Source organism: Aphanothece sacrum FPU1, from assembly GCF_003864295.1.
GTDB lineage: Bacteria > Cyanobacteriota > Cyanobacteriia > Cyanobacteriales > Microcystaceae > Aphanothece_B > Aphanothece_B sacrum.
In genome coordinates this window covers 555,351-577,109 of sequence record NZ_BDQK01000001.1, presented here as the reverse complement: position 1 = coordinate 577,109, position 21,759 = coordinate 555,351, and the positions used below count along the sequence as shown (strand labels likewise).

General features: G+C 38.0%; 17 protein-coding genes. 6 read left to right on the top strand and 11 right to left on the bottom strand.

All coding sequences use genetic code 11. The features are described 5' to 3' along the window. Nucleotides 1-105 precede the first annotated feature (105 nt). Both AsFPU1_RS02640 and glgB read left to right on the top strand, forming a co-directional pair. A complete protein-coding gene (locus AsFPU1_RS02640) occupies nucleotides 106-804 on the top strand; it encodes a tetratricopeptide repeat protein (protein WP_124974679.1) in 699 nt (232 codons plus the stop codon). A gap of 101 nt (nucleotides 805-905) precedes the next feature. Next, entirely contained in the window at nucleotides 906-3,209 is a 2,304-nt protein-coding gene (gene glgB, locus AsFPU1_RS02635; protein ID WP_124974677.1) for a 1,4-alpha-glucan branching enzyme, read from the top strand. A gap of 285 nt (nucleotides 3,210-3,494) precedes the next feature. Here the strand turns inward: glgB and hemJ are convergent, their stop codons facing one another. From hemJ to AsFPU1_RS02605, 6 genes are all read right to left on the bottom strand, one after another. Further along, nucleotides 3,495-4,061 (bottom strand): protoporphyrinogen oxidase HemJ, encoded by a 567-nt coding sequence (hemJ, locus tag AsFPU1_RS02630; protein WP_124974675.1) that lies wholly within the window; start codon nucleotides 4,059-4,061, stop codon nucleotides 3,495-3,497. A 69-nt stretch (nucleotides 4,062-4,130) separates the two neighbouring features. Beyond that, on the bottom strand, nucleotides 4,131-4,727 hold the full coding sequence (locus AsFPU1_RS02625; protein ID WP_124974673.1) for a GerMN domain-containing protein: 597 nt from the start codon (nucleotides 4,725-4,727) through the stop codon (nucleotides 4,131-4,133). A 49-nt stretch (nucleotides 4,728-4,776) separates the two neighbouring features. Further along, entirely contained in the window at nucleotides 4,777-5,583 is an 807-nt protein-coding gene (locus tag AsFPU1_RS02620) for an LmeA family phospholipid-binding protein (protein WP_124974671.1), read from the bottom strand. 218 nt (nucleotides 5,584-5,801) lie between these two features. Next, the gene (locus AsFPU1_RS02615; protein ID WP_124974669.1) at nucleotides 5,802-8,423 is read right to left on the bottom strand and encodes a DNA polymerase III subunit alpha; all 2,622 of its coding nucleotides are present in this window, start codon (nucleotides 8,421-8,423) and stop codon (nucleotides 5,802-5,804) included. A gap of 27 nt (nucleotides 8,424-8,450) precedes the next feature. Continuing rightward, complete coding sequence (locus tag AsFPU1_RS02610; protein WP_124974667.1) at nucleotides 8,451-9,281, bottom strand: amino acid ABC transporter substrate-binding protein; 831 nt, start codon at nucleotides 9,279-9,281, stop codon at nucleotides 8,451-8,453. A gap of 29 nt (nucleotides 9,282-9,310) precedes the next feature. Beyond that, the gene (locus AsFPU1_RS02605; RefSeq protein ID WP_124974665.1) at nucleotides 9,311-10,177 is read right to left on the bottom strand and encodes a Uma2 family endonuclease; all 867 of its coding nucleotides are present in this window, start codon (nucleotides 10,175-10,177) and stop codon (nucleotides 9,311-9,313) included. A 195-nt stretch (nucleotides 10,178-10,372) separates the two neighbouring features. Between AsFPU1_RS02605 and AsFPU1_RS02600 the strand changes: the two genes are divergently transcribed. Then, a complete protein-coding gene (locus AsFPU1_RS02600; RefSeq protein WP_124974663.1) occupies nucleotides 10,373-10,858 on the top strand; it encodes a DM13 domain-containing protein in 486 nt (161 codons plus the stop codon). A 299-nt stretch (nucleotides 10,859-11,157) separates the two neighbouring features. On the opposite strand, the gene malQ is transcribed toward AsFPU1_RS02600, so the two are convergent. Next, nucleotides 11,158-12,669 carry a 4-alpha-glucanotransferase gene (malQ, locus tag AsFPU1_RS02595; RefSeq protein WP_438357512.1) on the bottom strand — a complete coding sequence of 504 codons (1,512 nt, stop codon included), beginning with the start codon at nucleotides 12,667-12,669 and terminating at the stop codon, nucleotides 11,158-11,160. Between the two features lie 207 nt (nucleotides 12,670-12,876). Between malQ and AsFPU1_RS02590 the strand changes: the two genes are divergently transcribed. After that, nucleotides 12,877-13,827 carry an undecaprenyl-diphosphate phosphatase gene (locus tag AsFPU1_RS02590; RefSeq protein ID WP_124974661.1) on the top strand — a complete coding sequence of 317 codons (951 nt, stop codon included), beginning with the start codon at nucleotides 12,877-12,879 and terminating at the stop codon, nucleotides 13,825-13,827. Nucleotides 13,828-13,941: 114 nt separating this feature from the next. Here the strand turns inward: AsFPU1_RS02590 and AsFPU1_RS02585 are convergent, their stop codons facing one another. The 4 genes from AsFPU1_RS02585 to pilM form a co-directional block, all read right to left on the bottom strand. Continuing rightward, nucleotides 13,942-16,053 (bottom strand): secretin GspD/PilQ domain-containing protein, encoded by a 2,112-nt coding sequence (locus tag AsFPU1_RS02585; protein WP_438357513.1) that lies wholly within the window; start codon nucleotides 16,051-16,053, stop codon nucleotides 13,942-13,944. A 126-nt stretch (nucleotides 16,054-16,179) separates the two neighbouring features. Then, entirely contained in the window at nucleotides 16,180-16,992 is an 813-nt protein-coding gene (locus tag AsFPU1_RS02580) for a pilus assembly protein (RefSeq protein WP_124974657.1), read from the bottom strand. Further along, nucleotides 16,989-17,714, bottom strand: a complete 726-nt coding sequence (locus tag AsFPU1_RS02575; RefSeq protein ID WP_124974655.1) for a PilN domain-containing protein — start codon at nucleotides 17,712-17,714, stop codon at nucleotides 16,989-16,991. Before AsFPU1_RS02575 ends, AsFPU1_RS02580 begins: the two co-directional genes overlap by 4 nt. A 4-nt stretch (nucleotides 17,715-17,718) precedes the next feature. Continuing rightward, nucleotides 17,719-18,834, bottom strand: coding sequence for a type IV pilus assembly protein PilM (pilM, locus tag AsFPU1_RS02570; RefSeq protein ID WP_124974653.1), 1,116 nt, complete (start codon nucleotides 18,832-18,834; stop codon nucleotides 17,719-17,721). A 415-nt stretch (nucleotides 18,835-19,249) separates the two neighbouring features. On the opposite strand from pilM, the gene AsFPU1_RS02565 reads away from it, so the two are divergent. Both AsFPU1_RS02565 and AsFPU1_RS02560 read left to right on the top strand, forming a co-directional pair. Next, the gene (locus AsFPU1_RS02565) at nucleotides 19,250-20,731 is read left to right on the top strand and encodes a serine/threonine protein kinase (protein ID WP_124974651.1); all 1,482 of its coding nucleotides are present in this window, start codon (nucleotides 19,250-19,252) and stop codon (nucleotides 20,729-20,731) included. 274 nt (nucleotides 20,732-21,005) lie between these two features. After that, a complete protein-coding gene (locus AsFPU1_RS02560) occupies nucleotides 21,006-21,722 on the top strand; it encodes a 2-phosphosulfolactate phosphatase family protein (RefSeq protein WP_124974649.1) in 717 nt (238 codons plus the stop codon). The last annotated feature ends 37 nt before the right edge of the window (nucleotides 21,723-21,759 follow it).

The window sequence follows — 21,759 nt, the reverse complement described above, 5'->3', positions numbered from 1 at the left end:
ATTGTAGCCATTGTTTAAAGACAGTTATAAGATTGACACATTTTAACGAATCAACCCTCGAACCTTTAAGTAGGGTGAAAATAAGAAAAGACAACAGAGTTTAACATGAAAAATCAGACCCTTTTTTCTTCTAATTCACACCATACCCATTGCCATTCCCTGCCTTTTCCCCAAGGGAATTGGTATTCTAGAATTATGGCTGATCAGTTTCAGTCCCCCGAAACCTGCTACAACCGTTTACGGACAGAAATTAGAGAAAAAGCGAACCAAGGGGATTATAACGGCGCGATCACCCTACTCGATCAACTAATTGTCCGTTATCCTGATCACCCTAGCGATTATAATAATCGCGGATTAATGCACTTACAGAAAAAAAATTATATCCAAGCGATGGCAGATTTTAATCAAGCGATCGCCCTTAATCCTAGTTTAGATAGAGCCTATAATAATAGAGGAAACTGTCAATCTTCCCAAGGAAACCTAATTGAAGCTTTAGAAGACTACGAAAAAGCCTTAGATCTTAATCCCTACAATGAAAAAGCTTGGATTAATCAAGGAATTACCCTCAGAGAGTTAGAATGGTATGAATTAGCCCTAGATGCTTTTGATTTTGCCTTGTTGATTCCCCAAAAATTGGCCGGTCGTCTTTATGCCGAACGGGGTTATACTTATCACGTTAGAGGAGACTGGAATTGTGCGATCGCGGACTATTATCGAGGGTTATGTGAGTTATCCCCAGATGATCCCTATCAAGAAAAAATCAAACAATGGTTAGATCAGTTATTAAGTCCCTTGAATGTATAATATTAGCGGTTATGACCCAGAGCAATCGGTTTTGTGTAACAGTAGGTAGTAAGATGCACTAGGGCCTATTGCCATCAGATTCCGTTGAGATTAATAGCTGAATGACTACTACCACCATATCCCCTGATCAAGTTAATCAGATTGTCTACAATCTACATCACAATCCCTTTGAACTTTTAGGATGCCATCTACTCGAAGAAAATGGTAATTCTAAACGATGGGTTATTCGTGCTTATTTACCAAAAGCACAGGCCGCATGGGTATTATGCCCTACCGAACGGCAAGAATATGCCATGACATCGGTTCATCATCCTAACTTTTTTGAGTGTATCATTGAAACCCCTAACTTCAATAATTATCAATTACGGGTAAAAGAAGGGGAATCCGAACGAGTTATCTACGATCCCTACGCTTTTAATTCTCCCTACATCACTGACTTCGATTTACACTTATTTGCGGAAGGAAACCATCACCGTATTTACGAAAAATTAGGGGCCCATCTGGCCGAAGTAGATGGAGTAAAAGGAGTTTATTTTGCTCTGTGGGCCCCCAATGCTCGTAATGTCTCCATTTTAGGCGATTTTAATCAATGGGACGGTCGAGAACATCAAATGCGTAAACGCAGTAACAATGTTTGGGAACTATTTATCCCTGAACTTGGTACTGGAACCTCTTATAAGTATGAGGTGAAAAACTGGGAAGGTCATATTTACGAAAAAACTGACCCCTACGGATTTTATCAAGAAGTTCGCCCCAAAACTGCCTCCATTGTCGCTGATCTAGAGACTTACCAATGGAATGATGACCAATGGATAGAAAAGCGACGCAATAGTGATCCTCTTAGTCAACCTATTTCCGTATATGAACTCCATTTAGGATCTTGGTTACACGCTTCTTCTGATGAAAAAACCCTTTTACTCAAAGGAGAGTCCGATCCAGTTCCCGTCTCGGAATTAAATCCGGGGGCCCGTTTCTTGAGTTATTATGAATTAGTGGATAAGCTCATTCCCTACGTTAAAGACTTAGGATTTACTCATATTGAATTATTACCCGTTGCGGAACACCCGTTTGATGGTTCTTGGGGTTATCAAGTCACGGGATATTATGCACCGACTTCTCGTTATGGTACTCCCGAAGATTTCATGTATTTTGTGGATAAATGCCATGAAAACGGGATTGGAGTCATAGTAGATTGGGTTCCAGGACATTTTCCTAAAGATGGTCACGGATTAGCCTTTTTTGATGGCACTCATTTATATGAACACGCTGATCCCCGTCAAGGTGAACATAAGGAATGGGGAACCCTAGTCTTTAATTATTCTCGTAATGAAGTCCGTAACTTTTTAGTGGCCAATGTGTTATTTTGGTTCGATAAATATCATATTGATGGTATTCGGGTAGATGCGGTTGCCTCCATGTTATACCTTGATTATTGTCGTAAAGAGGGAGAATGGATAGCTAACCAATACGGGGGACGAGAAAATCTAGAGGCCGCTGATTTCTTGCGTCAGGTCAATAGTGTTCTGTTTAGTTATTTTCCAGGATCTTTATCCATTGCGGAAGAATCTACAGATTGGCCGATGGTATCTTGGCCTACTTATGCGGGAGGTTTAGGATTTAATCTGAAGTGGAATATGGGATGGATGCACGATATCCTGGACTATTTCAGTATGGACCCTTGGTTCCGTCAATACCACCAAAATAACGTTACTTTTAGTATGTGGTATAATCATAGTGAGAACTATATGCTGGCCCTATCTCATGATGAGGTAGTACATGGTAAGAGTAATATTATCGGGAAAATGCCTGGGGATGAATGGCAAAAATACGCCAATGTCCGCAGTTTGTTTGCTTATATGTTCACCCATCCGGGCAAAAAGACCATGTTTATGAGCATGGAATTTGGTCAATGGAGTGAATGGAATGTTTGGGCAGATTTAGAATGGAATTTGTTGCAATATGAATCCCATCAACAGCTTAAATTATTCTTTAAGGAGATCAATGCGCTGTATAAGAGTGAACCCTCTTTATATACTCGTGATTTTGAAGAAGAAGGGTTTCGCTGGATTGATTGTACGGATAATCGTCATAGTGTGGTGTCTTTTATTCGTCGGGGTAAAGAACCAAGTGATTTTATGGTGGTGGTTTGTAATTTTACGCCTCAACCTCATAGTCACTATCGTATTGGAGTTCCTGAAGCGGGATACTATACGGAGTTATTTAACAGTGATGCCAAAAAATATGGCGGCAGTAACATGGGGAACTTAGGCGGAAAATGGACAGATGAATGGTCTTTTCATGGTCTACCTTATTCTCTTGATTTGTGTTTACCTCCTTTAGGGGTATTAGTGTTTAAAATGGATCGGACTCAGAGTCAAGAAATGGTTCAACAAATCGAAGCATAAATCAAAAATACGGGAGTTAAGATAGGAGTTCAGAATAAAGCAAAGGAACTCCTTAACTCCTAACACCTGAATTCAGGGTTTTAAGACATTGTATGCTAAAATTAAAAGATAATTAGGACATTTTTAAAAGCTCAAACAAGGGCGATGACAAAGGTTTTACTGTTCCCTGTTCCCTTATGCTATAAATTTTATGATTCTTAGGGTGGGTTAGACGCGGCAATGATTTTAAGGGAAAACTAATAATTTTTTATCCGCTTCGTAACCCACCGGTTTAAAAATTGTAACTTATTCTTGTACTATCTCTTGTAATTTTTCTTGATCGAGGCGACGCTTTTTAGCATATAATTGAATAGACGCAGCCATAGAAATTACTAGGGCAAAAATTAACCAAGTAGTCAAGTCCAAGGGTAAGTTATTTTTAAAGATAGCCAATAAAACAATAACCACTAATAACACAGTTGGGGCTTCATTTAGGGCGCGAAATTGTTGGCCACTCCAGAGACATTCCCCTTTTGCCAATTGTTTCATAATGCGTCCACAATAAAAATGATATCCTAATAATAAGACCACAAAAGCAATTTTAATGTGTAACCAGCCTGATTTGAGTATATCTGGTTCCGTAGAAATTAGACCAATGGCCATGGCTACTGTTACCGCCATTCCTGGGGTCGTAATGATGTTATAGAGACGTTTCTCCATAATCTCATATTGATTTTTAAGAATGGTTTGGGCCGGTTCTGGTTGTTGAGATGCTTCTGCATGATACACAAATAAACGAACCAAATAAAATAAACCCGCAAACCAAACTACAATACCAATGAGGTGAAAGGCTTTAAACCAGTAGTACGCCATGATAATCACTTAACAATACTTTGTCCAATGATCAGTTTAGAACAGGATTGAGCATTGTTAACAATAGTGTTACAATTCAAAATTTTCGTCAAACCACTTACGGGTCATGGGTTGCTGTATTTCTAGACCTTCTCCCCCTAATACTTCTAAGGGTTGTCCTTCAACCGATAACCAAACTTGCGTTTTAGGGTCTATACTGGTAGCAGTATAGAGTAGTTGGGCTAAACGACCAGTCATAGAGGCACTGCCGCCCCCTCTGGTAAATTCTGAGGAGAGATTAAGGTGAACTCCTTGTTTATCAACTATCAGACTAAGTAGTTTCGTTCCTGAAGGAATGGCACTGGAGTATTGAAAGTCTTTTGATCCAGCTAATAGGGTTTCTAGGGCAGTTTTTAAGGTTATTTGTGTCCCTGATGACTTGTTAACCATGATGGGGCGATTTAGCAATTTTAAGCGCTCGCCCCTATCATTAAGCCAGTAAACAACTACTGCTTGGACTTGCTTAGGGGTTTGAGGAATAGGGGTTTCGGTAGGAGTTGAGGGTTTTGTCTGGGAGGTGGTTAAGGTATGAACGGCCCACCAAGTAGATAGACTTCCCGTGACGATAACCGCCGTGATGAGTCCAGCAATAAAACCAATAGATGAACGATTTTGATTATTTTGCATAGTGATCCCTCTTAACCCTATTCTAACGTTATGACGATCTAATTGTCGGTTACGGTTCCGTGGCCGGGTTGAGACGAACAAAAGCAGCTAAATCTAACGTATCTTCGCTAATATTTAATTGTAAAATTCTGGCAATTACTCCTTGTTTTTCAAAGGTTTCTAAGTCTAATTGTTCATTAAAACCTTGAACTAAAGGGGCGATAAATCTTTGGGATATTTTCCTATCATTTAGGATTACAGTTAGTTCTAACAGTTCGATGGATCGTCCTTGTTTTACTTTAAACCCTACATTAATATTTAAGTTTAATTCATCTGGTTTTTCTCCTTCTTCTGATAATTGTTGTAATTTTACAGTGATACCGAGACGATTGTTTTCTAGAAATTCTAGTTGTAAGTTTATTATTTCAAATTTAGGCCCTTCTGCTGGTATTAACCGATCAATAATTTTTTGGAGTTGAGATTTAACATTAGGAGATTGTAAAGCTTTATTAATATCATTTTCTTTAATAATAACATGAAAAGCCCCTTGTAAGGGTTCTCGTAATGATTCTCTTATTTTTGTTAGTCCTCCTGGTTTTTGTAACTCATCTAAATTAATATTTATGGGATCGGTTTCGAGTTCAAATAATTCTATTCTCAGGTTAGGAATAGGTTGGACTCCTCGACTAGCAATACGAATACGATCTACTTTTCCTTCTATTACTTGATAACTGGGTGTATTATCAATACGAACTGCTAATTCTTCTACTTCAGCAACTTGCGCTCGAATTGTATCTGAAACAACTGTATCAATAATTAATCCTACGGGAGAAATTGCTGTAATTAGACTTGATAAGAGAATCGTAAACCATTCCATAAAATTATGAATTATGAATTATGAATTATGAATTATGAATTATGAATTATGAATTATGAATTATGAATTATGAATTATGAATTATGAATTATGAATTATGAATTGAGTTTAAAAGTTTTCTGATTCATTATCCATTATCCATTGTCGATTGTCCATTATCCATTATCCATTATCCATTGTCCATTATCCATTGTCCATTATCCATTATCCATTATCCATTATAAAATAATTTGTTCTAACTCTAATCCTTGAGTGAAAATTTCCTCAATAGGAAGCATCTTACCATCATTGGTCATAAATTTATGATCTTTAGTAACACGAATAACTGAACCATCTTCGAGACAATATTCAAAGATTTCTTGTTGACCTCGATCATGCCATTGAGCAACTTTTTGAGTATAAATAAAACCATTTTTGTCAACCGTATAAACCGTACATTCTATTCTTTCTTTGACAATTTTACCAATAGGAATTGGCCCATATTCAATAGTCAATATTTCTGTGTCATAACTGAGACAATATTCAGCAAATTTGACCATTTGATCAAATAAACTTTCGGCAATATTTTTTTCAACTCCATTATTAGCAGATCCATCAATAAATTTTTCTCGATGTTTTGCCATTTCTGATGCTTTTTTCTTACCCATGGCCCGACGTAATAAGTCAGCTTCACCTAAAGAATATCCAGCTAAATCTTGGGCCATTTTCATGATTTGTTCTTGATAAACTAACACAGCATAAGTCTCTTTTAGAATAGGTTCTAAGAGACGATGTTCATATATTATGGGTTCTTTTCCATGTTTACGATCAATAAATTTAGGGATAAGTCCTGCATCTAAAGGGCCGGGACGATAAAGAGCTAAAATTGAAGATATATCCTCTATTCCTGATGGTTTTAAATTTTTTACAATATCTTTCATTCCTGATGATTCTAACTGAAATATTCCCTCTAAATCTCCCCTTTCTAATAATTTGTGAGTCTTTTCTATATCTGCAGGTAGTTTCTTTAGAGTCCCTTTTGCTAAAATTTGTAAAGCTTTTCGTTCCTCTAAAGGTAGTTGATCTAAATCTAATTCTATACCTTGATTTTGTTTAATTAGTTCTGATGCTCGTTGTAGTGTAGTTAAATTTTTTAACCCTAAAAAGTCCATTTTTAGTAATCCCAGTGATTCTAAATCTTCCATAAAATACTGGGTAATAACAGACCCATCATTATTCTTTTGTAGAGGAACAATTTCATCTAAAGGTTCTGAAGAAATGACCACACCTGCAGCATGAACCCCAAAGGTTTTATTCGTTCCTTCAATGCGAATAGCCATATCTATCCAATGACGCACATTACTATCATTATCGTATTTTTCTTTAAATTCTGGAGCAGGAGTTCCTTCAGAAATCATAACTTTTAATTTAGCAGGTTTTCCCCGTGAAACCGGAATCATTTTGGCCATTTTATCTGATTCAGCATAGGGAATATTTAACACTCTAGCGACATCTTTTAAAACTGACTTAGATGTTAAACGGTTAAAAGTAATAATTTGAGCAACCTTACTTTCTCCATATTTTTGAGTTACATATTTAATCATTTCATCCCGTCTATCAATACAAAAATCTGTATCAATATCTGGCATAGATTTGCGTTCAGGATTCAAAAATCTTTCAAATAAAAGTCCATGATGTACAGGATCAATATTAGTTATTTTTAAACAATAAGCAACTAAAGAACCCGCAGCAGAACCCCTTCCAGGCCCCACCGGAATTCCATTATCTCTGGCATGTTTAATATAATCCCAAACTACTAAGAAATAAGTAGAAAACCCCATTCTTTGGAGCATTTTTAATTCATATTCTAACCGTTCTTTATAGACGGTAGGAATTTCTTCACGGGAAAGACATTTAAGCCTTTCTAATAATCCTTCCCAGGTAGTTTTTTCGACATAACTATCAGGGTTATGTCCTAAAGGAACCGGATAATTAGGAATACGAGGTTCCCCCATAATTTTATAGACTTCGACTTTTTCGGCAACTTCTAACGTATTATTAATTGCTTCTTCTATGACATCATCTGTGAGATGATCACGGAATAATAACCGCATTTCATCAGCCGATTTTAAATATTCTGTCCCACTATATCTCAAACGTTTTTCATCGGTAATTAATTTACCTGTTTGAATACATAATAAAGCATCATGAGCTTCTACATCATAACAAGAAATAAAATGAGAGTCATTTGTTGCTACAATTTTAATGTCTAATTCACGGGCTATTTTCAGAATTTCTGTATTGACAATTCGGTCTTCTTGTGAGCCATGATCTTGAATTTCTAAATAAAAGTCATCTTTGAATATTTTTTGATACCATTTAGCAATCTTTTTGGCTTCTTTAGCTTCTCCCAATAAAATTCTTTGAGGTATTTCTCCTCCTAAACAAGCACTGGTAACTATTAATCCTTCATGGTATTCTTGAAGTAATTCTTTATTAATACAGGGACGAGAAAAAATTCCTTTTCCTTGAACCCCTTTAAGATGGGAAATAGTAGTTAATTTAACTAAATTTTTATAACCTTGTGTATTTTTTGCTAAGACAACTTGATGATATCTTTTAGAACGTTGTTTAACTTCAATATCTCCATTAATGACATACATTTCATTGCCAATAATAGGTTTAATTCCTTTATTTCGACAGACTTTAATTAGTTCGATCGCGCCATACATTACCCCATGATCAGTTAAGGCGATCGCGGGCATTTCTAATTCTACGGCCCGTTCAACTAAGGAATTTAATTGAGAGGCCCCATCAAGTAAACTATAATCACTATGGATATGTAAACCGACGAAAGACATAATAATAAATTAGTAAAGTATAATTCATTATAATTCATTGGGAATGATATAAGGAAAATTACTGGTCTTAAGATTAAACCATTTTTGTTGTAATTTACGGTTTTCTGAACTCACAATGACTGTATCAATTAATTCTTTCCAAGTAGGATTATTTTTCGGTAACATACAGCCATATAATTCAGTGGTGATAGGTTGACTAGGGGTTAAAGCAAAGTCTTTGGGATTATTCCCTTGTCTGACAATTTCTCCCACTAATAAAATTCCATCACTAACCACTGCTTGAACTTCTCCTTTTTTCAGCTTTTCAATTCCTTCTTGACGACTTTTAACAATTGTCCAATTCGCAAAAGGATAAATTTGTGGTATAATTTCTTGAGTGGTTGTACCTGGAATAAAAGCAATAGGAATTTTAGCTAATGTTCCATTATAATCAAAAGTATAAGCATCTTTTCTTTTTACTAAAAATTGCGAGCCTGTTCTAAAAAAAGGAACAGAAAAATCTACCTTTTCTAGTCTTTGTTGAGTTATAGTCGTTGCCTCACAGACTAAATCAACGGTTTCTTTTTGAACGAGTTGAAAGCGATTATCAAGAGTCGCTTCTTTTAAAGTAAGTTTAATCTTCTTCTTGAATCTTTGTTCTAGTTTTTGATGAATTAAATTAATTAAATCAATGGAATAACCTGTCCAAACTTTTTTTTCATCCACATAACCAAAGGGAATGGCATCCTTTCTCGCGCCAACATTTATTTCTCCAGTACGTTCAATTTTTTCTAATATTGTCTCTGCCAAAACATTTACAGAAAAAGTATGCCATAAAATCAAAGTGATTAGGGCAATAAGGATTTTTTGAGGATTCATTTATTTAAAGATTAAGATATGCTAAAATTTTAGACATCAGGATCAAGACCAAGTTCCCGTAAACGAGTAGCCAATGCTTCGGCTCGTTGACGTTCGGTAGCTAAAGCGTATTGAGTGGTAGCGAGTTCGAGTTGGGCAGTTTCTGCCTGTTGTTGAGCCATTTCTGCCTGTTGTTGAGCCATTTCTGCCTGTTGTTGGGCGATTTCTGCCTGTTGTTGGGCGATTTCTGCCTGTTGTTGGGCTGCTTCTTCAGGAAGAAGGACTAAATGCCCTTGAGCATCATAAAATCGTAACCAGACAGCCGTTTCTCGGTCAATAGTCCCTTCCCAAGTGCCTAACCAATAACCCAAAGTAGCACACCATAACCAACCCCGTGCATCAGGTGCTAGGGAGTGATATTGTTGGTTAGTCCCTAAATGCCAGCCTTGTAAAGACTCCTGTTTAAAGGGATCATAGACAAAATAATCAGGAGTACGAAACGTCTTTTCATAAATGTCTTTTTTGCGTCCTTTATCTTCATTAGCGGTACTGGGAGACATTAATTCCACAATAACATCAGGATAACGACCTTCTTCTTCCCAAACCACCCATCCTTGACGTTCTTTAGTGCTTTCAACTCCCAAAACAGCAAAAAAATCTGGCCCGCGAAAATCTCGATTTCTAGCCTGTTGACTACTAAAATAGATGAACATATTGCCGCTAGTAAAAAAGTCGTCTCGTTGAGCGTATCCTTGTTGTAAGGAGCGGATTAAGACGTTCATCCCGATACGGTGGCGGTTACTTTCCAAGGGTTCTCCATCATCAAAAATGAGATCAGTTGGAGGCATCGGAGGTTCCCATTCTTCCTGAATTAATGGTTTTTGGGAAACTGTTTCAGGGCTGGTTTGTACACTCATGATCTTAACCCCCAAATTTATATAAGTGGTAAGACTATCATAATCAAGTATGGGCAGACTAGAACTACTGAGTTATTCTGAAGATTCTCAGTTTTATTAGACTAACCTGAGACTTTTTTCAGAATTTCATGCTTCAATTCTCAGCCAAGAAAAAGATACTAGAAATTGAAAGTTTAAACGTGGGATTTAAAATCAATGACACTGTTACAAAACACTCGACTTCTTCTAACTGCTAGTTTCGTTTCAACCGTCATTCTCAGCAGCAATTTATTACAAACTTTAACCCCTGTCAATGCTGCTGAAGTAGTTCAGTCTAACCCGTCTACCTTAATTGCTCAAAGTCGTTCTGGTATAAGAATGGGAACGTTCGTTAAAGCTGAAGCTCCCACAACAGGAACCGCTAAGATCGTTAAAGAAGGGGGACAGAACTATTTAGAGATAGACTCAGCCTTCTCTACTAATGATCAAGCCCCTGATCTTCACGTGCTATTAGATCCTAATGCAAACCCTCCCAAATCTTACTCTAATATGAATGGTTATGTAAACTTAGGAAAGTTACACAAGGTAAAGGGGGCGCAACGTTACCCCATTCCCAGTGCTATCGACCTATCAAAATTCAAATCAGTGGTTATCTGGTGTCGTATGGCTAATGCCACTATGGGTTACGCTACTCTCAAATAAGTGCTTAAACACGATCAATTACAAGGCAGGGCGGGTTTTGCTTGAATGATAATATAGCAATGCTATATTTGGGTGACAAGGCAGGGCGGGTTTATGAGAATCAGAAATAAAAACCCGCCTCGACAAAACCCGCCCCTACAAGCTTTTTTTCGGTTTTCAAAGCTAGGCTGAGAAATATAAAACTTATAGTTAGTTTTTAAAACCCAAACTTAAGTTTGAGATCGAGCTTTGGCACAAAATGAGGATGGTGGTAATACTTAAAGTCACAGATGAATTATCCATTGTTGAAGACCACCTACTTACTCATAAACAATGCGCCCGTACAACTGGGTTAACATTTTAAGATGATTACTTAAATCAGGGGTTAACATCTCAAAACGATACCGCCATCCCCAATTTCCATCCGCAAAACTAGGGGTATTCATCCGCGCGGCACTGCCTAATCCTAGAATATCTTGTAAAGGAAATACCGCTTGATTTGCGACTGAACCCATCGCTAAACGAATTAAACTCCAGTGAATACCTTCAGAACAAATACAACCCAAATAATTGCCTACTCTAGTTTGTTCTTCAAAGGTTCTTTCACTAAACCATCCCACCGTTGTATTATTGTCGTGAGTTCCTGTATAAACCACACAATTACGGTCAACATAATTGTAAGGTAAGAAAGGATTAGCCCGATCCGAATCAAAGGCAAATTGAAGGATTTTCATGCCAGGAAAATTAAAGCCGTCTCGTAAGGCTTCCACTTCAGTAGTAATCACGCCTAAATCTTCGGCTACGATGGGTAAATCCCCTAATTCTTCCTGAAGACGGGCGAAAAACTTAGCTCCAGGTGCTTCTACCCATTCACCATTCATAGCTGTGGTTTCTCCTTTGGGTACTGCCCAATAAGATTCAAACCCGCGAAAATGGTCAATCCTGACTACATCTACATATTCGAGGATGGCTTTAAACCGTTGAATCCACCACTTAAAGTCATTTTTCTCAACTTGTTCCCAATTGTAGACTGGATTACCCCATAATTGCCCAGTCGCACTGAAATAATCTGGGGGAACCCCTGCCATTGATTCAATTTCAAAAGTTTCCTCATCTAAACAAAAGATATCCGAATGGGCCCAAACATCTACGCTATCATAGGCAACATAGATAGGAATATCCCCAAAAATTTGTACATTGCGCTCATTAGCATAGGTTTTTACGTCTTGCCATTGACGGAAGAACTCAAACTGTAAGAATTTCTGATAGAAAATGGGTTCACCGAGTTTTTCCGTCCAAGCTTGAATAGCTTCAGGTTTACGTCGAGCAATATCGGGTTCCCATTGATGCCATCCTTGATCTCGATAGTGTTCATGGAGAGACATGAATAAAGCATAGTCATCTAACCAATAACTATAAACAGAGCAAAATTCATGAAATTGTTGCCAAAGTTGCTCTGAGCCACTATTTTTAAAGGTTTCACAAGCTTTTTTGAACAGAGGCAACTTAGTTTTGATGACTAAATCAAAATCCACATAATCAGTGGGAAATTCGGGAAAATCGTTTAAATCTTCCTCTGTAACTAATCCATCTCCATATAAGATATCAGGACTAATCAGTACAGGATTTCCAGCCAGAGCAGAATAACAAAGATAAGGAGAATTTCCGTAACCTGTTGGCCCTAAAGGCAAGATTTGCCAGAGATTTTGACCACTTTCGACCAAAAAATCAATGAAACGATAGGCCCCCTCTCCTAAGTCACCGATACCGAAACGACTGGGTAAGGAGGTTGGGTGTAGTAAAATCCCACTAGCTCTTTTCTGAAATGTCATGAATACTTTGGCCTCTCGTCTTAAATTCTTAGGGAATATCAAATAACCACAGACTCGGTGCGTTCTGTGTTTTGCCACTGGTTAGAGTCAAAAACGACTGCGGTTAAGTCTAATCTTATTGTACCTGGAAGGCTTATACTTCTTATATGTAAATTCCTTTTTTAAGATAAAATTTCCCAGACTTGCTATTCCCATTATTGCAACCTTATGCTCCCATCCAAACTCCGAAACTTAGGATTATTGATTTTCAGTAGTGCTTTAACTTTGACTCTAAATTCTGTTGTCTTATCCGCCTCTGCTGATGCTGTTTCCAAGGCTCCTATTGCTCAATTTAATTGGTTTCAAGCCGTTGTTTTAGGAATTGTACAAGGATTAACGGAATTTTTACCAATTAGTAGTACTGCCCATTTAAAAGTGATTCCCGTTGCTTTAGGTTGGGGTGATCCGGGTGTTGCTTTTACTGCGGTGATTCAATTAGGTAGTATTGCGGCTGTTTTGTGGTTTTTTTGGTCAGATTTAACTGACATTACTCGCGGAATAGTCCGGGCAATTCTTGTCTCTGATTATAATTCCCATGAGTTTAGTTTGGCTGTCGGTATTGGGTTAGGGACTTTACCTATTCTCTTTTTTGGGTTGTTGTTGAAAGTGTTTGTTACTGATTTAGATAATTCTCCTTTAAGGAGTTTAGGCGCGATCGCGATCGCTTCTATTGTCATGGCTTTATTATTAGCATTATCAGAAAAGATAGGTAATCATCAACGAGATTTTAAACAATTACGGTGGCAAGATGGATTATTAATGGGAATGGCTCAAGCTTTAGCTTTAATTCCAGGTGTATCTCGTTCAGGTTCGACCTTAACGGCTGGTTTATTTATGAATTTAGAACGAGCAACTGCGGCTAGGTTTTCTTTTTTATTAGGTATTCCGGCGATTACTTTAGCGGGATTAGTAGAATGTAAAGAAGTTTTAGATATGCAATTTTCCGGTGATATTATTTTGTCTTTAATTATTGGGGTGATTTCTGCGGCAGTTTTTTCTTATTTAGCGATCGCTTGGTTAATTAGTTATTTACAAAAACAGGATACTTGGGTTTTTGTTTGGTATCGTTTGGGATTTGGAGTATTAATTTTAGGGTCACTTTTATTGAATCGTGGTTAATTAAACTTAACCTAATATTAACCAAAAGTTTCGGGAAAATAACCTTAATTTATTGAAGAGCAGAACAAAGGTTTTGTTGGGTTTCACTATCGTTCAACCCAACCTACAGGAGGACTAGGGAACAACCTGAACGGGGAAACCTTGATTTCGCAAGACTTCAGCCGTTCCGCGTCCGGGTTGATAATTATAACCCCATTGACCATTATCATGAAGAATTTGGGGCGTAAGCAAAACAATAACCTCAGTTCGTTCGGTAGTATCAGTTTGACTTCTGAATAAAGCCCCTAATACGGGAATATCTCCCAAGAGGGGAACTTTGCTGCTAGTGCTGCGATCAAGTTCACTAATAATCCCTGATAAAATAAGGGTTTGACCATCCCGTAAACGAATTAAACCAGAGGTCAACTCTCGGCGCATTAAGAGAGTCAGAGTGTTAATGGCCCCCTGACCACTGTCAAATTGTACTTGAGACCCTGGTGCAGCAATAGTGGGACTAACGGATAGATTAATAAATCCGTTATCGTCAATCTTATCAATGTTAATGCTTAGAGTTAGACCCGCATCTTGTAGGACAGGGGTAGTAGTTCTGACCCCACTGAGAGGATCAACTTGAGTATTAACGTTTTCAACCACTTTCTGGGTTAATTTAACCGTCGCTTCCTGTCCTTCTTGTACCACTAACGTCGGGTCAGTCAGAACTTTAGCATTACCACTTTGAATGTTGGTTTCAATTTGGGAGAGGAACTTCTTAGGATATTGGAAATAACTAGGTAAAGCGGCTGTAGCTGTACCCCCTGGGATAAAATCTGTAATTCCGGTAAGACGTGGATTTTGTGAAATTCCAGCAGCACGCTGGAATATGAACTCTCCCAGTCCTGGAGCGGTGATAGTGTTATTAAAATCAATGAAAGTATTGGCTGGGCTGTCTCCTAGCGGGCCAAAGGGGTTTATAATAGCCGGAGGATTACTCACTCGTCCAGGGGCCCCATTAATTTCGGCTCCGTTGACAGGACTTGTTCCCCCAAACCGCAAAACGGCGGCTCCATTATCTTGAACAATAAAAGCATCCCCAGACCCAAAGGAAAAGCTACTGCTAAAAGACTGATCGTTCGTTAACGTGACATCTACCACCTTAACGTTAACCGCTACCTGACGACGACGAGCATCCATTTGAGTTAAAAGAGAGGTCGCCACCTGGACATTACGAGGTTCTCCTACTAAGGTAATCGTATTGAGACGGTCATCAGAAGAAACCGTTAAACCACCCAGAAGCATAGGGGCCGTTGAACCTTCTGCTTGTTTCGGTTGAAGAGCTTCGAGTTGACCAGGAAGTTCCCGTTTTCCGATTACCCGTTGAGTTAGAGGATCAATAATATCTTCGGTTTTAGTAATTAATCGTTGAAATTCTGCCCCTTGAGTAGCTAAAAATACGCCAGCGTTAGAAGATTTAACTTGGTTGAGGCGAATAGTACGACTGACTAAATTACGAGCCGCTTGGGGTAGTTGAGAACCAACAAAAATAGTACGTCCCCGACGATTAGCCTTTAACCCAGAAATCATTAATACAGAGTTAAAAACTTGCTCAACAGGTTCATTTTCTAAATCCAGGGAAACGGTCGCTTCTCCCGTTCCTGCCCCTCCTGGGGCCCCTCCTGGTGCTGCTTGAGGGGCTTCATCAGTAAAGACTAGGTTCATACCCGCATAACGAGCTAAAACGGCTAAAACTTCCCTTGCAGGAGCCTGACGCAACACTAGACGGGGAACAATGGCAGAACTGCCTAAATCAATGCTATCGGCTCCTGCATTGATATTAGAAATAGCCATATCCCCCACCGGAGGGGCGATCGCTCTGGGCAAGGTGGGAGCCACAGGCATAGTAGGTTGCAAGCTTTCGGGAATGGATGTGCCGTTAGACTTGATAATGACTTCTGGGTTAGGCACTAATATTTCTGGCCGCGGCCCGGGAGTAACTGGACTACCTTGAGGCTGATAGGTTGGGGGAGGGGCCGAATATCCTGGGGGGTAGGCGGGTATTTGAGCGTAGAGAGACGGATTTTCTGTTATTTTAAAGCCGTTTGTCGTAATTTCTGAGTCAGTTGTTCTGGGACTTATCCCAGGAATTTCCTCTAAGGATAATTCTGTTTCAGACTTGATTTTTTGAGTCGTTTCTTCTGAGCCAGAATTATTAAGGGCCATGGAAGGTTGACTACTCAGAAGCGTTAACATCGCTCCACTGATTATAAGCGGATAGTAATAATTATTCACAATTCACTCCTAAACACACACCGTTACACAAATTATCAATTGTTGAGCTAGAGACACTCTTTAATTTCCCTAGTTTAAGCCCTAAAACTACTTTTTGGGTGCTTCTGCGGGAGGAGTTTCTCCTGGAGAAGCGGATGGCGAGGGCGCAGTTAATTTAACTAATTCTTCGGGACTTAAGGGAAGAATAGCATCTAAAGCAAAGGTTGTTTTTACCGTATCTTTTCCTTGGGGAACTGCTTGTCCTTGCGCTTGAATTTCTTCTCCGGTTTGTTTAACATTGAGAAGTTTTATTTTAAATTTTTCCTCCACTAATTGAGTTTTTAAACTTTGAACTAATAAGAGAGGTTGTAGTCTCTCTAAATCTGTTAAAATAGCTTGAGTTTCCGGAAAATTTGCCTCTATTTCTAGCTGAAATCTTTGCCGTTTTAAGCGATTATTAACCGACGGGCCAAGAGAACCATCACTGACTATTGTAATAGTACCATCCGGTTTAAAGCTGTTTAATTGTCCATTGTTACCTTTCACAAATCTGTCAATATCTAATAACAAAGTTGCCAAGGTGCTTTCATTAGAAAATAATGCTAAAACCTGACTTCTTAAAGCTTCCGAATCTCTAAGTTTAGTTTCTGCATCCACCATTTTTTGCTCGAGTTTTCCGGATTTTCGCTGATCTACCTGACTTTGTTTCTCTGCTTCATCAGTTTTGAGTGTGTTATAACTCTCTAACGCAGGTTGAACAAAAGAGGTAAAAACATAGATAGAACCCGCTAACCCTAATAAAGCTAAAGCGATCGCTGTTATTTGTGGAGTAAAAGTAATACCAAAGGCTGTGGGATAACCGCCACCCTCGCCTTCAAAATCCTGTTCTTCTTGTGAAGTCAATTCCTCAGAAAATGTCATGGTTTAATCGCTCCTTTTTGTTCTAGAGTGTTCAGTCTATTTATTAACCCTTTGGCCCCATTTTCATTAAATTTATCTTGCAATTCTTTAGAGGGTTTGTCGGTAATTTGGGTAACAATTGTATACTTAACAGCTTTGGGGGTTTCTATTTCCACATTTTCGGGTTTACCTGTCACCTCTATAGGAAAATCGGCCAAAACTGCATCAACAATCTTAGTTTGGTCAGCTATAAACAAGGGAGAACTTTGTAACTTTAACAAAAAGTCGTTGACATCATCATAATTAAGGGCATAACCCGCAATAGTTAAAATTAAGCCATCTTGAGCAATAGAACCTACTTGAACTTGCGGGGGAATTTGTTGATTAATCTCTTGAAAAATCGCTGACCAAGGTTTAATCTGATCAAATACTCCCACTAATCCTTGTATTTCTTCGTTATTCTGTTTAACCTTCGCTTCTATCTCTTCAATGGACTTATTTTGAGCATTAAGCTGTGCTAATTCATTCTCTAATGTTTTAATATTTTCTTGAGTTTGGTTTGATAATTGATTCAATACCAATAAAGAACTAGCCGTTAATGCTGGTAAAATTATCATGACGGCCCCCCCAATTAATATGGGGAGTTGTTGCTTTAAAGAAGAACCGGCCGCTTTACTTACCTTAGGTGTTTTACTGGTATCTAAATGCCGATCTTTAAGAAAATTAATATCTAAGCTATACATCCTATTAAACCTCTCTTAATCCTAATCCCAGTACCGTTCCCATGGCCGGCCTCTGCACTGCGGGAATTTCTTTGTCTAATTCTAAAGATAGGGAGGCAACTGGATCAACTTGCATGGTGGGTAAACTTAACCGATTGGTAAAGTATTCATCTAATTGTACTAAACCTCCTCCTGGCCCTGCTAATAATAATTGTACCACTTCTAAATCTTCACTTTGGTTTAAGTAAAAATTGATTGACCGTCGTAACTCATCGGTGAGTTCGCCTAGAACTCTCATTAAAGCTGTCATTCCTGGGTTAACGGCCGTTCCTTTGGTACTTAAACTATCATATTGAGTTACTGGAATGGTCATTCCTTGGAGAATTTCGGGGTTCCGTGATGGAGGTAAATTCATGGCCCGAGATAAGGCATTTTGCATCTGATATGTTCCAATAGGAACAGTTCGAGAAAATTGTGGCACTCCATCGACCACGATGGCAATTTCCGTATTATCAAATTCGATATCGACTAATACCGCGGCCTCTTTAGAACCAAATTGACGTAATTGCTCTCTAATGGTACGAATTAAGGCAAAACTGTTAATTTCTAACACATCTACCTGTAACCCCGCTTGTCCAAAAGCATCCATATAAGAGTCTGTCACTTCCCGTCGAGTCGCTACTAACAAAACTTGGACTTTTTCTATACCATCATCGTCTTCAAATGTCCCTAATTTCTGATAGTCGAGATCTACCTCTTCTCGCGGATAAGGTAAATATAACGCGGCTTCATGATTTAACACCATTTCTCGCAATTCTTGGTCGTCTAACTCGGCCGGAATGGGAATGACTCGGATAATAGCTTCTCGCATGGGAACCGCAGTTGCTATCCGTTTCGTCTTAATTTTATGATCTGTAAAAATCTCCTGAATTAGTTCGGCCAGTCCTGGAGAGTCCACAATTTTTCCTTCGACAAAAATGCCTTCAGGGACTTCTGCGGTGCAGAATTTGGATAATTTATAGTTTTGGCCTTTTTTGGTCAGTTGGGCTAAATTAATTCGTTCGGGTGTGACTTCTAACCCGACTCCTTGAGATCCCCCAACCAATAAACCATTGACTAGATTTTGTAAACGGCTTAACATATCTTTATAGAATTAACAAAATACGTTCAGTTTCTGGGAAGTTAATTTTTCATTAACCTCAAACAATGTTCCCGTTCTAATTTAACTTATATTTCAGGAAGATCCCACTTTCTCCTAATTTTTCTGTGTAGGGGCGGGTTTTTCACATAAATTAATGATTCTCACAAAAAAGTTAAATAAACCCGCCCCTACTAAGCTAAAACGCATTTACAATGCGTTTTAGCAAGGCAAAAGGCAAAAAGCAAAAGGCTTTCATGGAAGAGGATTGTAGCTTTTTTCTTGCATTTAACCAATAAGCAGTTTAAATGCACAACAGCTTACCGTTGTTACTCAACCATTACGACTCTATCAAAACCCGCCCCGACTGTGCAATTAATTTTGCTTCGGTACTTAATATTTAATCCCATAAAAAATTATGTTTAATGTCGGAGATCTTTTATTAAAGCGTTACCAACTACAACAACCGTTAGGAAATACCGCTATCGGTCATCAAACTTGGTTAGCTTATGATTTACAATCACCTATTCAACCGTCTTATAATGACAGGAAAAATTGGTTATGGTTATTACAGAATATTCCTAACATTTTTAGCTCTAAATATTATCACAAAGTCACCGTTAAATTATTAGCTTTTAGTCCTCAATTACAATGGGAGCAATTTAAACTTTTTGAACGAGAAGCCCAAGTGTTACAATCTCTCAATCATCCTCGTATTCCTCGTTATCAGAATTATTTTGAAATTGATGAACAAAAGGGAGATGGTATTGCTTGGTTTGCCTTAGTAGAAGACTATATACCGGGAGTTTCTTTACAAGATATTTTAGACAAAAAAGAAAGCTTATCTGAACAAAAAATACAATATATTGCCAATGAAATTCTTTCTATTTTAATTTATTTACATGGACTTAATCCTCCTGTTTTACATCGAGATATTAAACCAAGTAATTTAATTTTAGGAGAAGACGGACAAATTTATTTAATTGATTTTGGCTCAGTTAAAGTAGAAAATTCTGTAAGTAATATTACCGTTACTGTAGTGGGAACCAGTGGTTATACTCCCTTAGAACAATTTTTAGGGAAAGCGGTTCCTGCTTCTGACTTATATGCGTTAGGAGCAACTTTAATTCATTTAGTAACTGGAATTTCTCCTTCAGATTTACAGACACAAGATTGGCAAATTCGGTTTGATGATCAAGTTAACATCAAAGGATATTTTAAACAATGGCTCAAACAATTAATAGACATTAACCTAGAAAATCGTTATCAAACAGCTAAACAAGCATTACAAGAATTATATAGACTAAAGGTTATCCCAGAAAAAGAGTCTATTACTGATGCTTTAAGTTTGCCCCAATCAACTAAAATTAAATGGAATAAGTCTGAGTCCGGTATGGAAATATTTGTTCCTTCTCCACCCTTTAAACTTATTAAACAGTGGTTGAGAAATAAAACTGGGTTCAGTTCAGATTTAAACCATAATAATTATTTAGTGTTATTTATTATTATTTATGCTTTACTTTTAGTTCCTTTTCTGCTTACCTTAACTGGAATTATGTTAAAAACATCGTCTTTTATTGTCGCTTCTTTAGAAATAATGGGAGGAATTAGTTGTTTTTTATTTTTAGCATTAAGTCTAATAATTATTATTAGTACTTTAAGTAGTAAAACTCATTTATTTTTAACTGAAAATACTTTAAATATTGGCGAAAAAATATTAACAATTGAAACAAATAAAAGCAAAGAAAATTATCATAATATAGTGGGCGTTTTTATTCATGAGTTTTTTGAGCAATATCAAGTTAGTATTAATACGAGAAATAGGATTTATTATTTAGGAAATCAATTAAATAAAGAGGAGGCCCTCTGGTTAGCGAAAGAAATTCAAAATTGGTTATAAAATTGAAGATATGGTATCCTTGTTACAAAAACAAGTTCCGATGCACTCGCGCTCCCCGGAACTTGGCGACTTGGCCACTTCATTAACATCTGCTGGTGATGAGTTACGCTGCGCTAACCCATCCTACTACAGGTTTTATCTAATCAGCTTTTTGGGCCTAAGTTGACACCAATGACGGCCGTTGACCCCTACCAGAAAAAACTTTCCCAGAGTGTCATAGACCATTTAAGATAGAATGCGTCCCTATAATTGTCAATGATAACTGAGTAAAGACGTGAAGCTCTTCATCTACCATACCCCCGAATTAACCCCAACCGATAGTTTACCTGATTGTGCGGTTGTCATTGATGTCCTACGGGCCACTACCACTATTGCTACTGCCTTAAATACGGGAGCAGAAGCAGTACAAGTGTTTAGAAATTTAGAAGAATTGATGACAGTTAGCGATCGCTGGCTACCGGAAAAACGACTCAGGGCCGGAGAAAGAGGAGGGGCCAAAGTCGAAGGCTGTGATCTGGGCAATTCTCCCCTCGATTGTACCTCAGAATTAATGCAGGATAAACGACTATTCCTCACCACAACAAATGGAACTAGGGCCCTACAAACAGTCGAAAAAGCGTCATCAGTGATCACTGCAGCACTTATTAACCGACAAGCGGCCGTTAATTATTTACTGAACACCCAACCCGAAACCGTTTGGTTAGTGGGTTCAGGATGGGAAGGGGGTTATTCCTTAGAAGATACGGTTTGTGCGGGAGCAATCGCCAAAGTTTTAGGTGAAAGTGTTACTATTGGTAATGATGAAGTTATTGCGGCCATGGCCTTATATACTCAATGGCAAAATAATTTGTTAGGAATGTTTCATCTTTGTAGTCATGGTCAGCGACTTTTACGGTTAAACTGTGATGAGGATTTAAAATATTGCGCTCAAACCGATATTCTAGATATATTACCTATTCAAAAAGAACGGGGGGTGTTAGTCAAATTATAGTGGAATTTCCCCCAAAAAATTTCAATAATGGATAATG

Excerpts from the sequence above, each read along its gene's own strand:
- AsFPU1_RS02640 (WP_124974679.1), top strand. The coding sequence starts at position 106 with ATGAAAAATCAGACCCTTTTTTCTTCTAATTCACACCATACCCATTGC.
- glgB (WP_124974677.1), top strand. The coding sequence starts at position 906 with ATGACTACTACCACCATATCCCCTGATCAAGTTAATCAGATTGTCTAC.
- hemJ (WP_124974675.1), bottom strand. The coding sequence starts at position 4,061 with ATGGCGTACTACTGGTTTAAAGCCTTTCACCTCATTGGTATTGTAGTT.
- AsFPU1_RS02625 (WP_124974673.1), bottom strand. The coding sequence starts at position 4,727 with ATGCAAAATAATCAAAATCGTTCATCTATTGGTTTTATTGCTGGACTC.
- AsFPU1_RS02620 (WP_124974671.1), bottom strand. The coding sequence starts at position 5,583 with ATGGAATGGTTTACGATTCTCTTATCAAGTCTAATTACAGCAATTTCT.
- AsFPU1_RS02615 (WP_124974669.1), bottom strand. The coding sequence starts at position 8,423 with ATGTCTTTCGTCGGTTTACATATCCATAGTGATTATAGTTTACTTGAT.
- AsFPU1_RS02610 (WP_124974667.1), bottom strand. The coding sequence starts at position 9,281 with ATGAATCCTCAAAAAATCCTTATTGCCCTAATCACTTTGATTTTATGG.
- AsFPU1_RS02605 (WP_124974665.1), bottom strand. The coding sequence starts at position 10,177 with ATGAGTGTACAAACCAGCCCTGAAACAGTTTCCCAAAAACCATTAATT.
- AsFPU1_RS02600 (WP_124974663.1), top strand. The coding sequence starts at position 10,373 with ATGACACTGTTACAAAACACTCGACTTCTTCTAACTGCTAGTTTCGTT.
- malQ (WP_438357512.1), bottom strand. The coding sequence starts at position 12,669 with ATGACATTTCAGAAAAGAGCTAGTGGGATTTTACTACACCCAACCTCC.
- AsFPU1_RS02590 (WP_124974661.1), top strand. The coding sequence starts at position 12,877 with ATGCTCCCATCCAAACTCCGAAACTTAGGATTATTGATTTTCAGTAGT.
- AsFPU1_RS02585 (WP_438357513.1), bottom strand. The coding sequence starts at position 16,053 with ATGTTAACGCTTCTGAGTAGTCAACCTTCCATGGCCCTTAATAATTCT.
- AsFPU1_RS02580 (WP_124974657.1), bottom strand. The coding sequence starts at position 16,992 with ATGACATTTTCTGAGGAATTGACTTCACAAGAAGAACAGGATTTTGAA.
- AsFPU1_RS02575 (WP_124974655.1), bottom strand. The coding sequence starts at position 17,714 with ATGTATAGCTTAGATATTAATTTTCTTAAAGATCGGCATTTAGATACC.
- pilM (WP_124974653.1), bottom strand. The coding sequence starts at position 18,834 with ATGTTAAGCCGTTTACAAAATCTAGTCAATGGTTTATTGGTTGGGGGA.
- AsFPU1_RS02565 (WP_124974651.1), top strand. The coding sequence starts at position 19,250 with ATGTTTAATGTCGGAGATCTTTTATTAAAGCGTTACCAACTACAACAA.